Consider the following 17,429-nt stretch of genomic DNA (forward strand, 5'->3'; position numbering starts at 1 on the left):
TTTACTATTATAGATTTAAGTTAATTTGGTAATAATAATAGTTGAGCATCATTGAAAGGGGATAGCACCATGGAGCACATATTTATTTTAGTAAATTTAATACTTATACTAAGTATAGTTCTTCTTATGTACGTAATCAAAAATAGAAATAAGAGAAGAGCCTATATTAAGATTAGTGACAATAGTTTTTTAGCAGAAAATAAAGAAAAATTGGAAGATGCTATTGATGATATAGCCAGAGACCATAGAGAAATTGAAAAAATAAGTAGGAATGATTTAATTTCCAATTTAGATAAGCATTTTAATAATATATTGGGGTGCCATAATTTGTTTAAGGTGGATGAAAGTAGAGAGTATTTCAAGATAAAAGGAACACAATGGGTATTAGATAATATCTATGTTATTGAAAAAGAGTATAAATTTATAAAAAAACATTTATCAAAGAAATATTTAAAATCACTACCTATACTAAAAAGTGGAGCATTAAAAGGATATCCTAGAATTTATGCTGTATCAAGAGAAATATTGGGAATTTATAGGGATAAGCTAACTAGGGATAATATTAATAAGTTTTTAAAAAGATATGAAGAAACAACCATATTAACCATGGGAGAATTATGGGCTTTACCTATAATGCTTAAAATAGCCTATTTAGAGATAATAGGAAAAAGCTCAGTATTGATAGTGGATAAAGCTAATGATAGACATAGAGGAGAAAGATTAGCTGATAGGATTATTAAGTATTATAATGAAGAAAATATGAAGAGAGCTATGGATTTCATATCAGAGAACAATATTAAATTTACAGAATACTTTGCGGATGCATTAATAAGAGTTTTAAGAGATAATGGAGTAAATTACGATGAATTAAATTTATGGATAGAAGATAAATTAAGCGAAAATGAAATTACTTTAGATAAGATTATTATAGATTCTAATAAAAGTGATGTTATCTATTCTACAGCCATTAGTAGTAGCATTAATGCCTTAAGAAATTTAGATAATATAAATTGGGAAGAAGTATTTAATATTAGCAATAAAGTAGAAGAAATATTAAGTAAAGATCCTGCTATGGTTTATAGTACTATGGATTTTTATTCCAAGGACTATTATAGACATGTTTTAGAAAAAATAGCTAGACAAAATAAAATTTCTGAGACATTTGTTGCTAGAAAAGTACTGCAGTGTGCAGAAGAAAATAATGATAAAGAGTTTGAAAATCATGTGGGATATTATCTAATTGATAGTGGTAGAGAAAAGCTAAATCATATTTTGAATATTGATTTTAAAGGATTTGAAAAGTTAAAAAACATGATAAAGGGAAGAGCTGTTGGTATTTATATAGGAACTATTGTTATTCTCACAGCCATACTATCGGGAGGATTTATAACTTGGAGCTATATAAATGATACAAATATATCAATATCTAAATATATTTTATCTGGAATAGTTACTATTATACCTCTCAGTGAGGTTGTGGTATCCATATTAAATTGGAGTATTACTAATTTAAGTATACCTAATGTATTACCTAAAATTAATATATCTGATAGAATTCCTAAAGAAGGAATCACCTGTGTGGTAGTTCCTACTCTAATAGAAAGTATAGAAAAAGCTAAAAGTTTAATAAGAAATTTAGAAACTTATTATTTAGGAAATAATGATGAAAATCTATATTTTGCTATCTTGGGAGATTTTATAGATAGTCATAGAGAAAAAGAAGCAGAAGATGAAGTGATATCTAAGTTTTGTTTAGAAGAAATTAATAAGTTAAATACAAAGTATAAGGAAGATAATGATCGCTTTTTCTTTTTATGCAGACATAGACGGTTTAATGAAAAGGAGAATAAGTGGATAGGATGGGAAAGAAAAAGAGGAAAACTAGAAGAGTTTAATAAGTTTATAAGAGGAGATAAAAATACCACTTATAGTGTTTTTAGTGAAGGTGCCGAAAAACTTTTTAAAGTAAAGTATGTTATAACTTTAGACGGAGATACCATACTTCCAAGAGAATCAGCAAAGATTTTAATTGGTTCAATGCTTCACCCGTTAAATAGAGCTTATACAAAGGAAGACGGGACTGTTTGGAGAGGTTATGGGGTAATACAACCTAAAATTGGTATAGATTTAGAAAGTGCTAATAAAACTTATTTTTCTAAAGTATTCTCAGGAGAAGCAGGTATTGATATATATACATTTGCAATATCTGATGTATATCAAGACTTATTTGGAGAGGGTATTTTTACTGGTAAGGCCATATATGATGTGGATGTATTTACAAAGGTAACTCAGGGAGTAATTGAAGAAAATCAAGTTTTAAGTCATGATTTATTAGAAGGATCTTTAGCAAGAACGGCTTTGCTTACAGATGTGGAGTTAGTAGATGGATATCCTTCTAACTTTATTGCAAGTTGTAAAAGACTTCATAGATGGGTAAGAGGTGATTGGCAGCTATTACCATACATATTAAAGAAAAATAAATTAAATAGATTATCTAAGTGGAAGATGATAGATAATTTAAGAAGAAGCTTAATGGCTCCTTCTATGTTAATTTTATTACTTTGCTCTTTAGCAGGAATCCTTCCTGATGGTATAGATAAGTGGTATATGTCAGCTTTCATTGCTTTAATAACACCTATTCTATTTAATATGTCAGAAAATATAGTTTCTCCTATAAATGGAATAAGTCTCAGTGGGAAAGTTAAGAATTTCCAAATGGCTTTAAAGCAAGTGTTTTTTATATATGCTTTTCTTCCTTTTAAGGCATATTTAATGATAGATGCCATTATAAGAACTCTATACAGATTAATAATAAGTAAAAAAAACTTATTACAATGGCAAACTGCTGAGGAAGCAGAAAGATCTTCAGGAAAAAACTTTATAGGTTATTTTAAATACATGTGGCAAGAGATAGTAATAGCTTTAGGTATTATGGTGGTAGCATGGAGAAGTGGCTTAGATACCTTTTATGTAATGATACCAAGTTGTATTGTATGGGTTATTAGTCCAATAATAGCTTATATTATAGGTCAGAATATTAATGATGAAACAGTAAAATTAAGCGAAGACGATAATAAGGTTTTAAAAAGGTTAACTAGAAGGATTTGGGCATATTTTGAAGACTTTGTCACTGAGGATACTAACTATCTTGGTGGGGATAATTATCAGGAAGAACCATATAGAGGATTAGCTATGAGAACTTCTCCTACTAATATAGGCATGACTTTAATTTCTAATATTGTTGCTATAGATATGGGGTACATTGGGACGGTTAAAGGTATAGAAAACTTGGGTAAAACCTTAGATACTTTGAAAAGACTAGAAACTTGTAAAGGGCATTTTTATAATTGGTATGATGTGGAGACACTTAGTCCACTATTACCTAAATATGTATCTACAGTAGATAGTGGGAATCTAGTATCTTATTTATACACCATAGAAGAAGCACTAAGAGAATTAAGAAACACACCTTATTTTAATAATAGAGTTGAGGGCATAGAGGATACTGTTTATCTTGCCGTGGAAGAGCTAGAAGATAAAAGAAAAAAATATATGTACCTTAATGTTATTGAAAGAATAAAAAGAGAAGGAAAAGATATATTAACTTTTTATAATATACTAAATAACTTTGAAGACATTGTACAGGAAGATATAGAAAATATAGATAGTACTTATTGGAATAAAAAACTATTAGATAATATAAAAGACTATTTAAGTGAAATTAAATTTTTATTTCCATTCATAGATGATATAAAGCTATTACCTAGAAGCAAGTATGAAAATATAATTAGAATTATTAGTAGTGATAGTTTAGGGCACATATATGATATTATAAAAGGGTTTAATTTTATATCTAATAATTTAAATGAATTTCAATTAGAAAGAATAAATAAGAATATAGATTTATGTAAAGAAAGAGTAGGAACACTATTAAAACAATTTACAAAAATTGAAACTGAACTAAATAGAATTATAGATAATACAGATTTTAAATTTTTGTATAATGATGAAAGAAAGTTATTTCATATAGGCTATGATGTAGACAATGAATCATTAAGTAGTAATTACTATGACTTATTGGCATCAGAAGCTAGAACAACAAGTTTTATTGCAGTTGCTAAGGGAATAGTTCCAACATCTCATTGGTTTGCTTTAAATAGAGCCTTAACTTTAATGTATGGTAGAAAAGGATTGGCAAGTTGGAGTGGAACCATGTTTGAATACTTTATGCCAAGAATTTTAATGAAAAATTATAGGAATTCTATGTTAGATGAAACCTATAGGTCTGTAATGGAAGGTCAAATAAGATATGGAGATAAGAGAAAGGTTCCTTTTGGTATTTCAGAAAGTGCCTACTATAAATTTGATGTAGATTTAAATTATCAATATAAAGCCTTCGGTGTACCTAAAATTGGTATAAAAAGAGGATTAGAAGAAGAGTTAGTAGTATCACCATATTCTACTATTATGGGGCTTATGGAAAATATACCTAAGTCTATGGCAAATATAAGAAGTCTCTTAAAACTTGAATGTTATGGTAAATATGGATTTTATGAAGCTATAGATTATACAGATAAAAGGACAAAAAGTAAAAAGTTTGAATTAGTAAAATGCTATATGATACATCATCTAGGAATGAGTTTATTGGCTTTAGATAATGTGATGAATAATAATATTATTCAAAGAAGATTTCATAGAATTCCCATGATTAGAGCTGTGGAAATATTGCTTCAAGAGAAAATAAGTAAGAATGTGGTCTATGATAGAAAAGAAGATAATTCACAAGAAGTGAAAGAAGTGCAAAGGCAATATTCCATCCATAGAACATTTAAATTTGGAGAAAGCAAGTATCCTCAAACCATACTTCTTGGGAATAAAAATTATAACATCTTATTAAATACAGCTGGTGGTGGCTACTCTAAGTTTAAAAATGTAATGGTATATAGATGGAAAGAAGATTTGATTCGTAGTAGTTGGGGAAAGTTTTTTTATATTAAAGACACTAATTCTAATGAATATACATCTTCTACCTATGAACCTTGTAAAGAGCAAGGAGATAAATACGAAGTTAATTTCTATTTGTATAAGGCAGAATTCATAAAATGCTGGAGAGATCTAGAAATAAATACCATAATTCAAGTAATTCCTGAAGATAATTGTGAAATTAGAACTATTGATATAAAAAATAATAGTAGTGAAGAAAAAATCATAGAAGTTATTAGCTATAGTGAAGTAGTTTTACAAGGATACAGTGGAGATATAGCACATCCTACTTTTGGGAATTTATTTATTACTACAGAATATATAGATGAATTAAGTGGAATACTTGCAAAACGCAGACCTCGTAGTGAAAAAGACAGGGACATATATACTCTTGAAAGTACACTAGGTGAAGAGGAATTTAAAACAGAGTATGATACAGCAAGGCTAAGTTTTATAGGAAGAAATCATTCAAAAGAAAATCCTATAGCTTTAGAAGAAAATGAACCTTTGAAAAATAATGTAGGCAATGTATTAGATCCTATAATTGCAATTAAGAGAATAATAAAAATTCCTAAAGGTGAAAGCAAATCTATAAAATATATAACAATTACAGGAAACTCTAAGGAGGATGTATTAAATAAGTCAAGAAATTATCAAGATAGTAATATTCTAGAGGAAAGTGTCCTAAGATCTGCTTTAAGTGTAGAAGAAAGTCTTATTAATAAAGGAATAAAACCAACCCAAGGGATTATTTATGAGCGGTTTGCAAGTAGTATATTATTTAATAACTTTAGTTATACAAAAAGAATAAATAACTTAATTAATCTAAGTAGAAGTCAAAGAAATCTCTGGGCCTACGGAATTTCAGGAGATTTACCTATTGTATTGTTAACTATTAACAAGGAAAAGGAAAGTGATATTTTAAGACAACTTATAAATTGCCATGGATATTTAGAAGAAAAGGGATTAAAGTTTGATATTGTAGTCATTAATGAAGAGGAAATAAGCTATGAAAAGCCTCTAGATAATGCAATAAAAAGAATAATATTGAATAGCTCTTTAAATGGACGAGAAAATACTTCAGGTGGCATATTTATAATTAGTAATGAAAAAATGTCTAAAGAAGATTTGAATTTGCTTTACTCTATTGCAGCAATAATCGTAGACGGATCAGAAGGGCCTTTATTAAAACAAATTGAAAAAGCCATGGAAAATGAAGATTATCCATATAACTCAAGAAAGTATATATGGGAAATGGGTGAAGTAAAAGAAGCTAATTTAAGTTATAGTGATAGTAATATCCCTAAAATAGAAATTCCAGAGTTAAGCTTTTTTAATGGATATGGAGGTTTTAATAATGAGGGAGAATATACAATTATACTAAAGGACGGAAAGTCTACACCAGCTCCTTGGATAAATGTTATAGCCAATAATAATAGATTTGGATTTAATATAAGTGAGTCTGGTAGTAGTTATACTTGGTATAAAAATAGTAGAGAATTTAAAATTACTCCTTGGAACAATGATTTCATTGAAGATACCCCTAGTGAAGTTTTATACCTAGAAGAAGGGGATAAACTTTGGTCAATAACTCCTGAACCAATAAGAGATAAAGGGGAGTATGTAATAACTCATGGATTTGGATATTCCAAATTTACTCATTGTAAAAGTGGAATACTGGGGGAAATTACTGTGTTTCCTTCAAAGGAGAGAAGTGCAAAACTTATTAAGGTTAGCTTAAATAACTTAGTAGATAAGGAGAGAAATATAGGAATTACTTATATTGCAAGATTGTGTCTAGGAGATTTAAGAGAAAACAATTATAAGAAGATTTACACTGTAATAGATAAAGAAAACAAATACATATATGGAATCAATCCATATAGTAGTGATTTTTCATCTAGTCATGTTTATTTAAAAATAAGTGGAGGAAAAAGTGAAAGTTTTAGTGGAGATGAAAGAGATTTTATTGTAAGTAAAGAAGATATGGATACTTTATCTGAACTGAACACTATAAGCTTATCAGGAAGGTGTGGTTCAGGATTAGAACCAGTTCTTAGTGAGAAAGTTTACTTAAGATTAAGGGCTAATGAAGAAAAATCACTGGTAATTATATTAGGAGCAGAAGACAGTATTGAAGAAATTCAAAATTCCCTTGAAGAGTTTTCAGATATAACTAGAGTTGAGAAAGAGTTAGAAAAGGTAAAAGGCTATTGGGAAAGGCTTTTAACTAAGATAAAGATAAAAACAGAGGATAAAGCTTTAGATTTCATGATTAATGGTTGGCTTCCTTATGAAACTATCAGTTGTAGATTATTTTCAAGAACAGCATTTTATCAATGTGGAGGAGCTTATGGATTTAGAGATCAATTACAAGACTCCATTCCAATGATTTATATACAGCCTGAAATTGCTAGAAATCAAATTCTTTATAGTGCTACTAGACAATTTGAAGAAGGAGATGTGCAACATTGGTGGCATCCAGTTGTAAATAGTGGAATAAGAACTAGATTTAGTGATGATTTATTATGGTTACCTTATGTTACTTGTATATATGTTAAAACCACTGGAGATTATAAGATTTTAGATGAAGAGATTGGATATTTAAAGGATGAGCCTTTAAGAGAAGGCGAAGATGAAAGGTATAATGTATCATCAAAGTCAGATTTAAAAGAGTCCTTATACAATCACTGTATAAGAGCTATAAATAGAAGCTTAAAGTTTGGTTCCCATAATATTCCTCTCATGGGAAGTGGAGATTGGAATGATGGAATGAGCACTGTAGGAAATAAGGGTAAGGGAGAGAGTATCTGGCTTGGCTGGTTCCTGTATGCTATATTAAAAGACTTTAAGGATCTATGCATATATAAAAGGGATGAGGATAATTATGAAAAATATATTAAGACTATGGATTTTATAAAAGAAAATCTAGAGATTCATGGATGGGATGGAAGCTGGTATAAACGTGCTTACTTTGATGATGGCACACCACTAGGATCTCATGAAAATCAGGAATGTAAAATAGATGCCCTTTCACAATGTTGGTCTGTAATATCAGAAGCAGGAGATAAGGAAAGAGCTAATATAGCTATGAGTTCTTTAGAAAAGTATTTAGTAAAGCCTAAAGAAAAAATTATATTACTATTGAGCCCACCTTTTGATAAATCAGATTTGAAACCAGGATATATAAAAGGATATGTACCTGGAGTAAGGGAAAATGGAGGACAATATACCCATGGAGTTGCGTGGGTAGCTTTAGCTCTTGCAAAACTAGGAAGAGGAGAAGAAGCTTATAACATATATTCCATGTTAAATCCTATAAATCATAGTTTAAACATAGAGGAAGCAAATGTATTTAAGACAGAGCCTTATGTTATGGCTGCAGATATATATTCGGTGGAACCTCATGAAGGAAGAGGCGGATGGAGTTGGTATACTGGAAGCTCAGGTTGGATGTATACTATCGCATTAGAACACATATTGGGCTTTAGATTAATAGAAGGAAAAGGTTTTAAAATTAAACCATGTGTACCTAAAGACTTTAAAGAATACTCTATAGACTATGTATATGGAAATGCTGTATATCATATCAAAGTAATTAGAAGTGGTAATTCTACCATAACTTTAGATGGAAATGTTATAAAAGGAGATATAATACCTGTTACCTCTAATGGAGAACATGAAGTAAAAGTAAATATTTAATAAAAACATAGGAATTGCCATTAAAGCAATTCCTATATTTTTTACTATTTAGTTGGAGTGTTTTTATTTATTGATGCTAAGGGTTGATCTTCAAAACCTAGAAGATCCGATTCCTCGTTATAGGTATAATCAAATTCTGCATTAGAGATGTTGTTTGCCACAATTGGATCTACAACATGATTTGGAAGCAGTACATAGTCTTCAAGAGAATGTGCTTTTACAGGTTTGGTACTAGCATCTAAAAAGTCTCTTTCATTAGGGCCATAAGGTTTTGCACCATTAGACTTACTAGAATTGTTTTTTGAATCCATATAAAATACCTCCTTAAAGTAAGTGGTGATATATTTTAAAATTATATTAAAATACTGAAATGTATTTAATATGTTTAGTTTGCTTCAATACAGTAAATAAATACTAGAAATTTATGGGCTTTTATATAGTTCTAATTTAAATAAAAATAATCATATGGTAAGGTTAAAAATAGATAAACTAAAAAATAGAATAACAATTTCTAATATTGACATAATATAATATTAGAATTATAATGACTTTAATGTAATATTAAACAACTTTATTATTAATTGATCGGTGAGGCGAAGTAAGTAGTATTAAAAACAGATTTTCAGAGAGTGATAGATGGTGAGATTATCGCAATTATGCTTGATATGAATGGGTCGCTGAGATGTTGGGTGAATTTAAAGTAGTCTAGCACGGATGCTCACGTTATAGAGCTAGGATATGTTTGTATCTGAAAGAGGTGAGGTTTTATTATCTCAAAATAGGTGGTACCGCGTGATTTATGCCCTATGGATTTATTCCATAGGGTTTTTATTTACAACTAAATGGAATAATTTTACGAATTGAAAGGAGAAAAAACATGGAAGATAAGAAAAAAGTTATGTTAAGTGGAATTAAGCCTTCTGGCGATTTAACACTAGGAAATTATTTAGGAGCTATAAAAAATTGGGTGAAACTACAAAATGAATATGAATGTTATTTCTTTATCGCAGATTTGCATGCAATTACAGTAAGACAGATACCAGCTGAACTTAGAAAGAGAACTTTAGAAGTACTAGCAATTTATATTGCTGCAGGAATAGATACAGAAAAAAATACTCTATTCGTACAATCTCATGTACCAGCTCATTCTGAAGCTGCATGGCTTTTAACTTGCCATAGCTATATGGGAGAACTAAGTAGAATGACTCAGTATAAGGATAAATCTAAAAATAGTGGAGAAAGTATAGGAGCAGGATTATTTAGTTATCCAGTTATAATGGCTGCTGATGTATTATTATATCAAACAGATGTAGTGCCAGTTGGAATAGATCAAGTACAGCACTTAGAATTAGCTAGAGATATAGCTGACAGATTTAATAAATTATACAGTCCAACCTTTAAAATACCTGAACCATACGTAGGCAAGGCTGGAGCAAAAATAATGGACCTTCAAAATCCAGAAAAGAAGATGTCTAAGTCGGAAGAAAATCCTAATGGATATATCTTAATATTAGATCCACCAGAAGTCATAAGAAAAAAAATATCCAGAGCTGTAACTGATAGTGTAGGAGAAGTTAAATTCTGTGATGAACAACCAGGAGTTAAAAATTTAATGACAATTTTAAGCACTATTGAAGGCATATCTATGGAAGAAATAGAAGAAAGATATAAGGGGCAAGGTTATGCCCAATTTAAATTAGATGTAGCAGAGGCTGTAGCTTCAGAACTTGAACCAGTTCAAAAGAGAGTTAAAGAGCTTTTAGATAACAAAGGGAAGCTAGAAGAAATCTTCAAAGCTGGGGCAGAAAAGGCAAATTATGTAGCTTCTAAGACTTTAAGAAAGATGCAAAAGAAAATAGGATTAGTTCAGTATTAATATTATCAGTATTAATACTATAGGTACTTTATATAAACTATTATTTATCAGTTTATATAGAGTACCTTTTAATTTTTTTGAAATTAATATGTGCTACTACATCAGTTTTTATGGTTAAGATAGTAGGAGCTTGTCTATGTATATCCTTTGTAAAATCTTAAGAAGCATCCTCTTTTTCAAAGGAAGAAAAGATTGGATTATCATATATGGGTAAAATGAAATAAAGGAAAAATGTATAAATTGTAATAATTTCTTAATGAAATTGTAAGGTTTTTAAATTATAATATAACTATAGTATATTTTTTAAATATAGTATACTTATTAAATAATTTAATTTATAATGAATTAATACATTATTATTATAATAATAATTGGGGTGATTAAGTGGATAGAAAAATCTATGTTGTATTGACACAGACAGGAACTTTTTTTTCAAGAGCTATAAAGCTATATACTAGATATAATTATAATCATACATCTATAGCCTTAGATAAAGAATTAAAGCAATTATATAGCTTTGGAAGAAGAAAAATATATTTTCCACTTCATGCTGGTTTTGTTAGAGAACAAATTGATGGAGGAATATTTAAGCTATATAAAAGGACATCCTGTAGAGTTTATGAATTAAGTGTTACAGAAGATGAATATAATGAAGTTAAAGAGATTATAGATCGATTTGAAAGTGAACATGATAGATATAAATATAATTTTTTAGGCATTTTAGCTATAATGTTACACATTCCTTATCAAAGAAGATATCATTTTTTATGCTCACAATTTGTGGCTTACGTACTAAAAGAAGGCAAAATCATAAACTTTGATAAAGATGTTTCTTTAGTGAAACCAGAGGATTTCGATGGAATAGAAAAGGGACAAGTAGTTTATAGTGGCTTATTAAGTCAATATGCATACTAAAATTATAATTATATATTTGTGGAATTATATTTTATTATTTTAATATTTATTACAATGGCAGTAAGATACAAATATCTTACTGCTTTATTTTGGTATAATTGAATTGAAAATGATAAATTTAGTATGATATTTAAACTAAAATTTTAGTGTTAATTTTAAATGTGATATACATAAAAACATTAATAATATTTGTGTTTATATTAATTAATATGGTATTATATAAAATGTGCTAAAAAGAGATACTATATAAATTGAAGATAATTTTAAATTTAAATAAAGGAGTTAAGGTAATGAGTGATTATATAAAGGAGATAGAGAAGAGAAGAACCTTTGCTATAATTTCCCACCCAGATGCAGGTAAAACTACACTTACTGAAAAATTACTTTTATATGGGGGAGCAATAAGACTAGCAGGATCTGTTAAAGCAAGAAAGACATCTAAGCATGCTGTTTCTGACTGGATGGAAATTGAGAAGAAGAGAGGAATTTCTGTTACATCTTCAGTAATGCAGTTTGGATATGAGGGATATTGTATAAACATATTAGATACTCCAGGACACCAGGACTTTAGTGAAGATACATATAGAACACTTATGGCTGCAGATAGTGCAGTAATGGTTATTGATGGAGCAAAAGGGGTAGAGGATCAAACTAGAAAGCTATTTCATGTTTGTAGTATGAGAGATATTCCAATATTTACTTTTGTAAATAAGATGGATAGAGAAACAAGAGACCCTTTTGAACTTATGGAAGAGATAGAAAATGAATTGGGTATAAAATCATATCCAATAAACTGGCCTATAGGTACAGGTATGCACTTTAAAGGTGTTTATGATAGAAATAATAAACAAATTCATATTTTTAAAGCTGGAGATCATGGACAGTTAGAAGTAAGTGAGACTGTTATAGATTTAGAGGATGAATCAGCAGCTAGAGAGGCTATAACCGATAGTCTATATGAAAAATTACTTGAGGACATAGAATTATTAGATATAGCTGGAGATGCCTTTGATGAAGAAAAGGTGAGAGTTGGAGAACTTACCCCTGTATTTTTCGGTAGTGCTTTAACTAATTTTGGTGTAGAACCATTTTTAGAGAACTTCTTAAAGTTAACTACAGCCCCATTAGGAAGAAATTCTGATATAGGAAAGATAGAGGCAACAGATGATAACTTTTCTGCTTTTGTATTTAAAATTCAAGCTAATATGAATAAGGCTCATAGAGATAGAATTGCTTTTATGAGAATATGTTCAGGTCAATTTGAAAAAGGTATGGAAGTTTATCATGTTCAAGGTGGAAATAAAATAAAGCTAGCACAACCTCAACAATTTTTAGCTCAAGATAGAGAAATTGTTGATAATGCTTATGCTGGAGATATTATAGGAGTATTTGACCCAGGTATATTTAGTATAGGTGATACCCTTTGTTCACCAAGCAAGAAGTTTAAGTTTGAAGGAATTCCAACCTTCGCACCAGAACACTTTGCAAGGGTTAGAACTGTAGATACTATGAAGAGAAAACAGTTTATAAAGGGTGTAACACAGATAGCTCAAGAGGGAGCAATTCAAGTATTTAAAGAACTTCACATAGGAACAGAACAAATTATAGTAGGAGTTGTAGGAGTTCTTCAATTTGAAGTTTTAGAATTTAGATTAAAAAATGAATATAATGTAGATATAAAAATGGATATGCTTCCATATAGAAATATTAGATGGATTGAAGCTTTAGAAGGTAAAGTTGATGATTTAAGTTTAACAAGTGATTCTAAAGTTGTTAAGGATATTAAAGATAGAGACTTACTTATATTCCAAAATGATTGGGGTATTAGTTGGGCACTAGATCACAATAAGGGCTTAGTTTTATCTAATATTAGTAAAGGTGAATAATAGAAAAATTCCTCAAGTTTCTTTGAGGAATTTTTTATTTAACTATTAAATTTATTTTTTACAGTTAGGTATTCTTCTATGTAGTCCATGGCAATAGTTAGAAGGGCTACTGCAATTATTAAATTAATTAAATTTCCTCCCATAACAAAAAATAAACCAATTAAAACTACCAATAGTAAAAAGCTACCAAACCAACGAAGATACATCATATATGTCAATCCTTTCTACATCCAAGCAAAGTAATAAGTTAGATCCTTTGACTATTTTCTCAAAAATATATAGGATTATAAGGTCTGAAAGTCAAAGGTAAAATTATTTTGTGTAAAATATTTAATATTATTCTTTTATATTAAAAAATAAGGTTGAAATTCTTTAGATTTAATGTATAATTTAATTGTATGGATACTAAATTTGTTGTATGGGTACAATGTTGCATAATCATAAAGGGGGACTTTAAATGAAAGAAAAGGCATCAATAAAAGCATCGAGAAATAGTTTTAGAATTATTGAAATAGTTCAAATAGGACTTATGGCAGCATTAACATATATCGCAACTGCAGTTATAGCTATACCAGTGGGAGACAATGCAGTTTTACATATAGGGGATGCAGTACTATTTTTATGTGCCATCTTACTAGGAAAAAAAAGAGGAGCTGTGGCTGCCGCTATAGGTATGACATTTTTTGATTTGTTTTCTCCATACTATATATGGGCGCCATTTACATTTATTATAAAAGGAGTTATGGCATATATAGCAGGAGCTATAGCCTATAGAGGTGATTATCAAGGAGATAAATTTTGGAATAACTTATTTGCATTCATTGTAGCAGGAATAGTTATGATTTTGGGATATTTTCTTGCTGGAGGTTGCTTAAATCACTTTGTATATGGAATACCAACTATTGGACAAGGATTTATAGTGGCTTTAAAGGATATACCAGCTAATATCCTTCAAGTAGCAGGGGGAATTGCTATAGCATTGCCACTTTCCATACCGTTAAAAAAATATTTAGCTAAATATTTATAATAGATAGAGCATCACTAAAGGTGGTGCTTTATTTTTTTATATTTTGGGGCAAACTAAATTAAAATAAAAAATTAACCTATTGACAATATATAAATGGAGTACTATTATGTAGATATACCCCCTGGAGGGGGGAGGGGAGGTAAAAGATGAGTGAAGAAAGAAAAAAAGCTTTGCAATTGTTAAAAACAGCAAGGGGTCAGATAGATGGGATTATCAAAATGATAGAAGATGGTAGGTATTGTATCGATATTTCTAATCAAATCTTAGCATCACAAGCTTTATTAAAGAAATCAAACTTAGAAATTTTAAAAGGACACTTAAATCATTGTGTTAAGGATGCAGCAATAAATAATAATATGGATGAAAAGATTGTGGAAATAAATAATATATTAGAAAAGATAATTACAAAATAAAGAAGGTGAAAACATGGATAATAAATCATTTAAAATAGAAGGAATGACTTGTTCTGCTTGTGCCAATAGAGTAGAGAGAGCAATTAGTAAGTTAGAGGGGGTTGAAAAAGCAAATGTAAATTTTGCTACAGAAACCTTAACTGTAGATTTTAATAAGGAAAATTTAAATTCTCAAAAGATTGAGGAAGCTGTAGTTAAAGCTGGATATGGCGTAAAGAAAAATGTAAAAACCTACAATTTTAAAATAGAAGGAATGACTTGTTCTGCCTGTGCTAATAGAGTAGAAAGAGTAACTAGAAAACTAGATGGAGTAGAAAATGCTACAGTAAATTTTGCCACAGAGAAGCTTACTATTAAAGTGAATGAAGATGAGATATCCTATGGTGATATAAAAGCTGCGGTAGATAAAGCAGGCTATAAGTTAATTAAAGAGGAAGTAAAAGATAAGGAAAACCAAGGAGAGGAAAAAAGTGAAGCTAGCAAATTACTTACAAGGTTCATATCTTCCCTAATTTTTACAGTTCCATTACTAATTATAACAATGGGTCACATGGTGGGGATGCATCTTCCATCTATAATAGATCCTATGACAAATCCGTTAAACTTTGCATTAATTCAGTTGATACTAACTTTACCAGTAATGATAGCTGGATATAAGTTTTATAAGGTAGGACTTAAAAATTTAGTTAAACTAAGTCCTAACATGGACTCACTAATATCCATAGGAACTTTGGCTGCTTTTATATATGGTATATTTGCTATATATAAAATAATGCAAGGAGATCATGAGTATGCAATGCATCTATATTTTGAATCTGCTGCAGTAATACTAACCTTAATAACCTTAGGTAAATATTTAGAAGCAGTATCAAAAGGTAAAACTTCTCAAGCTATAAAGGCTTTAATGGGGTTAGCTCCTAAAACAGCAACTATAATTAGAGATAACAAAGAAATTGTAGTACCTGTAGAAGAGGTTATAGTTGGTGATATAGTACTAGTTAAACCAGGTGAAAAGTTGCCAGTAGATGGAGAAGTTATAGAAGGAAATACATCTATAGATGAATCAATGCTTACAGGAGAGAGCATACCCGTTGAAAAATCTATGGGAAGTAGTGTAATAGGGGCTAGTATTAATAAAACAGGATTTATTAAGTATAAGGCCACTAGAGTTGGTAGAGATACTGCTCTTGCACAAATAGTTAAGCTAGTAGAAGATGCTCAAGGTTCAAAAGCACCTATTGCTAAACTAGCAGATGTTATATCAGCCTACTTTGTACCTGTAGTTATAGGTCTTGCAATAATTGCTTCAGTGGGTTGGTTGATTGCTGGTGAAACACCTATTTTTTCTCTTACCATATTTATTGCAGTATTGGTTATTGCCTGCCCATGTGCTTTAGGTCTTGCTACGCCAACTGCCATCATGGTGGGAACAGGAAAGGGTGCTGAAAATGGTGTTTTAATTAAAGGTGGAGAACCATTAGAGACTACTTATAAATTAAAAACCATAGTATTTGATAAAACAGGAACTATAACAGAGGGAAAACCTAAGGTTACAGATATTATAACTAATGGTGAATCAGAGGAAGAAATTCTTATTTTAGCAGCTAGTGCAGAGAAGGGATCAGAGCATCCACTTGGTGAAGCTATTGTTAAAGATGCAGAGGAAAAAGGGTTGAGCCTAAAAGTGATCGATAAATTTAATGCTATTCCAGGACATGGTATAGAAGTAGAAATAGATAAAAAATCTATTCTTCTAGGAAATAAAAAACTTATGATGGAAAAAAACATTAATATTTCAAGTTTAGATGAAACTTCTGATAGATTAGCTTCAGAGGGAAAAACACCAATGTATATAGCTATAGATGGAAATGCTGCTGGAATTATAGCTGTAGCAGATACTGTTAAAGCAAGTAGTAAAAATGCTATAGAAAGTCTGCACAAAATGGGCATAAAAGTAGCTATGATAACTGGAGATAATAAGAGAACGGCGGATGCAATTGCGAAACAAGTTGGTATAGATATAGTATTATCAGAGGTTTTACCAGAGGATAAAGCAAATGAAGTGAAAAAGCTTCAAGTTGATGGAAATAGAGTAGGCATGGTTGGTGATGGTATTAATGATGCTCCAGCCCTTGCCCAGGCTGATATAGGAATAGCAATAGGATCAGGAACAGATGTAGCCATTGAATCAGCAGATATAGTTCTTATGAGAAGTGACTTAATGGATGTGATATCAGCCATAAAACTAAGCAAAGCAACTATTAAAAATATAAAGGAAAATTTATTCTGGGCCTTTGGTTATAACGTATTAGGAATACCGGTGGCTATGGGAGTATTACACATTTTTGGTGGCCCATTATTAAATCCTATGATAGCTGCAGGAGCTATGAGTCTAAGTTCAGTATCAGTATTATTAAATGCATTGAGACTTAGAAGATTTAAAGCTTAACATTCCTATTTATATAGAAAACTATATAAATAGGAAACTATATAAATATTAAGCTATATAAATAGGAAACTATATAAATAGTTAACTATTTGTTCTGTTTATCAGGGTTTAAAGGCATTTGATAATTCTAATGATAATATTAAATTATCATACTAATATATATTTTAGGAGGAGAAAG

At 29.9% G+C, this 17,429-nt stretch carries 9 protein-coding genes and 1 other annotated feature; of the genes, 7 read left to right on the forward strand and 2 right to left on the reverse strand.

Annotation, left to right across the window (positions count from 1 at the left end):
• Positions 1–69: 69 nt before the first annotated feature.
• The gene (locus B3J31_RS10145) at positions 70–8,685 is read left to right on the forward strand and encodes a GH36-type glycosyl hydrolase domain-containing protein (RefSeq protein WP_346867691.1); all 8,616 of its coding nucleotides are present in this window, start codon (positions 70–72) and stop codon (positions 8,683–8,685) included.
• 44 nt (positions 8,686–8,729) lie between these two features.
• Here B3J31_RS10145 and B3J31_RS10150 read toward each other — a convergent pair whose 3' ends face one another.
• Complete coding sequence (locus tag B3J31_RS10150) at positions 8,730–8,996, reverse strand: hypothetical protein (RefSeq protein ID WP_051824017.1); 267 nt, start codon at positions 8,994–8,996, stop codon at positions 8,730–8,732.
• Positions 8,997–9,264: 268 nt separating this feature from the next.
• Positions 9,265–9,495, forward strand: a binding site (T-box leader).
• Between the two features lie 67 nt (positions 9,496–9,562).
• Here B3J31_RS10150 and trpS point away from each other — a divergent pair.
• The 3 genes from trpS (at position 9,563) to B3J31_RS10165 (ending at position 13,362) form a co-directional block, all read left to right on the forward strand.
• Entirely contained in the window at positions 9,563–10,561 is a 999-nt protein-coding gene (gene trpS, locus B3J31_RS10155) for a tryptophan--tRNA ligase (protein ID WP_346867690.1), read from the forward strand.
• A gap of 384 nt (positions 10,562–10,945) precedes the next feature.
• Positions 10,946–11,476: a hypothetical protein gene (locus B3J31_RS10160; RefSeq protein ID WP_035132476.1), complete on the forward strand. Its 531-nt coding sequence runs from the start codon at positions 10,946–10,948 to the stop codon at positions 11,474–11,476.
• A 290-nt stretch (positions 11,477–11,766) separates the two neighbouring features.
• Positions 11,767–13,362 (forward strand): peptide chain release factor 3, encoded by a 1,596-nt coding sequence (locus tag B3J31_RS10165; RefSeq protein WP_346848943.1) that lies wholly within the window; start codon positions 11,767–11,769, stop codon positions 13,360–13,362.
• A gap of 38 nt (positions 13,363–13,400) precedes the next feature.
• Here the strand turns inward: B3J31_RS10165 and B3J31_RS10170 are convergent, their stop codons facing one another.
• Complete coding sequence (locus tag B3J31_RS10170) at positions 13,401–13,571, reverse strand: hypothetical protein (RefSeq protein ID WP_156964319.1); 171 nt, start codon at positions 13,569–13,571, stop codon at positions 13,401–13,403.
• Between the two features lie 248 nt (positions 13,572–13,819).
• On the opposite strand from B3J31_RS10170, the gene B3J31_RS10175 reads away from it, so the two are divergent.
• From B3J31_RS10175 to B3J31_RS10185, 3 genes are all read left to right on the forward strand, one after another.
• Entirely contained in the window at positions 13,820–14,389 is a 570-nt protein-coding gene (locus tag B3J31_RS10175; RefSeq protein ID WP_150844033.1) for an ECF transporter S component, read from the forward strand.
• Positions 14,390–14,535: 146 nt separating this feature from the next.
• Positions 14,536–14,802: a metal-sensing transcriptional repressor gene (locus B3J31_RS10180; RefSeq protein WP_150844034.1), complete on the forward strand. Its 267-nt coding sequence runs from the start codon at positions 14,536–14,538 to the stop codon at positions 14,800–14,802.
• Between the two features lie 13 nt (positions 14,803–14,815).
• Positions 14,816–17,251 (forward strand): heavy metal translocating P-type ATPase, encoded by a 2,436-nt coding sequence (locus B3J31_RS10185; protein ID WP_346867688.1) that lies wholly within the window; start codon positions 14,816–14,818, stop codon positions 17,249–17,251.
• The last annotated feature ends 178 nt before the right edge of the window (positions 17,252–17,429 follow it).

It is taken from the genome of Clostridium sp. UBA5988 (genome assembly GCF_002435615.1).
Taxonomy (GTDB): Bacteria; Bacillota; Clostridia; order Clostridiales; family Clostridiaceae; genus Clostridium_J; species Clostridium_J sulfidigenes.

Excerpts from the sequence above, each read along its gene's own strand:
- B3J31_RS10175 (WP_150844033.1), top strand. The coding sequence starts at position 13,820 with ATGAAAGAAAAGGCATCAATAAAAGCATCGAGAAATAGTTTTAGAATT.
- B3J31_RS10165 (WP_346848943.1), top strand. The coding sequence starts at position 11,767 with ATGAGTGATTATATAAAGGAGATAGAGAAGAGAAGAACCTTTGCTATA.
- B3J31_RS10170 (WP_156964319.1), bottom strand. The coding sequence starts at position 13,571 with ATGATGTATCTTCGTTGGTTTGGTAGCTTTTTACTATTGGTAGTTTTA.
- B3J31_RS10185 (WP_346867688.1), top strand. The coding sequence starts at position 14,816 with ATGGATAATAAATCATTTAAAATAGAAGGAATGACTTGTTCTGCTTGT.
- B3J31_RS10180 (WP_150844034.1), top strand. The coding sequence starts at position 14,536 with ATGAGTGAAGAAAGAAAAAAAGCTTTGCAATTGTTAAAAACAGCAAGG.
- B3J31_RS10145 (WP_346867691.1), top strand. The coding sequence starts at position 70 with ATGGAGCACATATTTATTTTAGTAAATTTAATACTTATACTAAGTATA.
- trpS (WP_346867690.1), top strand. The coding sequence starts at position 9,563 with ATGGAAGATAAGAAAAAAGTTATGTTAAGTGGAATTAAGCCTTCTGGC.
- B3J31_RS10150 (WP_051824017.1), bottom strand. The coding sequence starts at position 8,996 with ATGGATTCAAAAAACAATTCTAGTAAGTCTAATGGTGCAAAACCTTAT.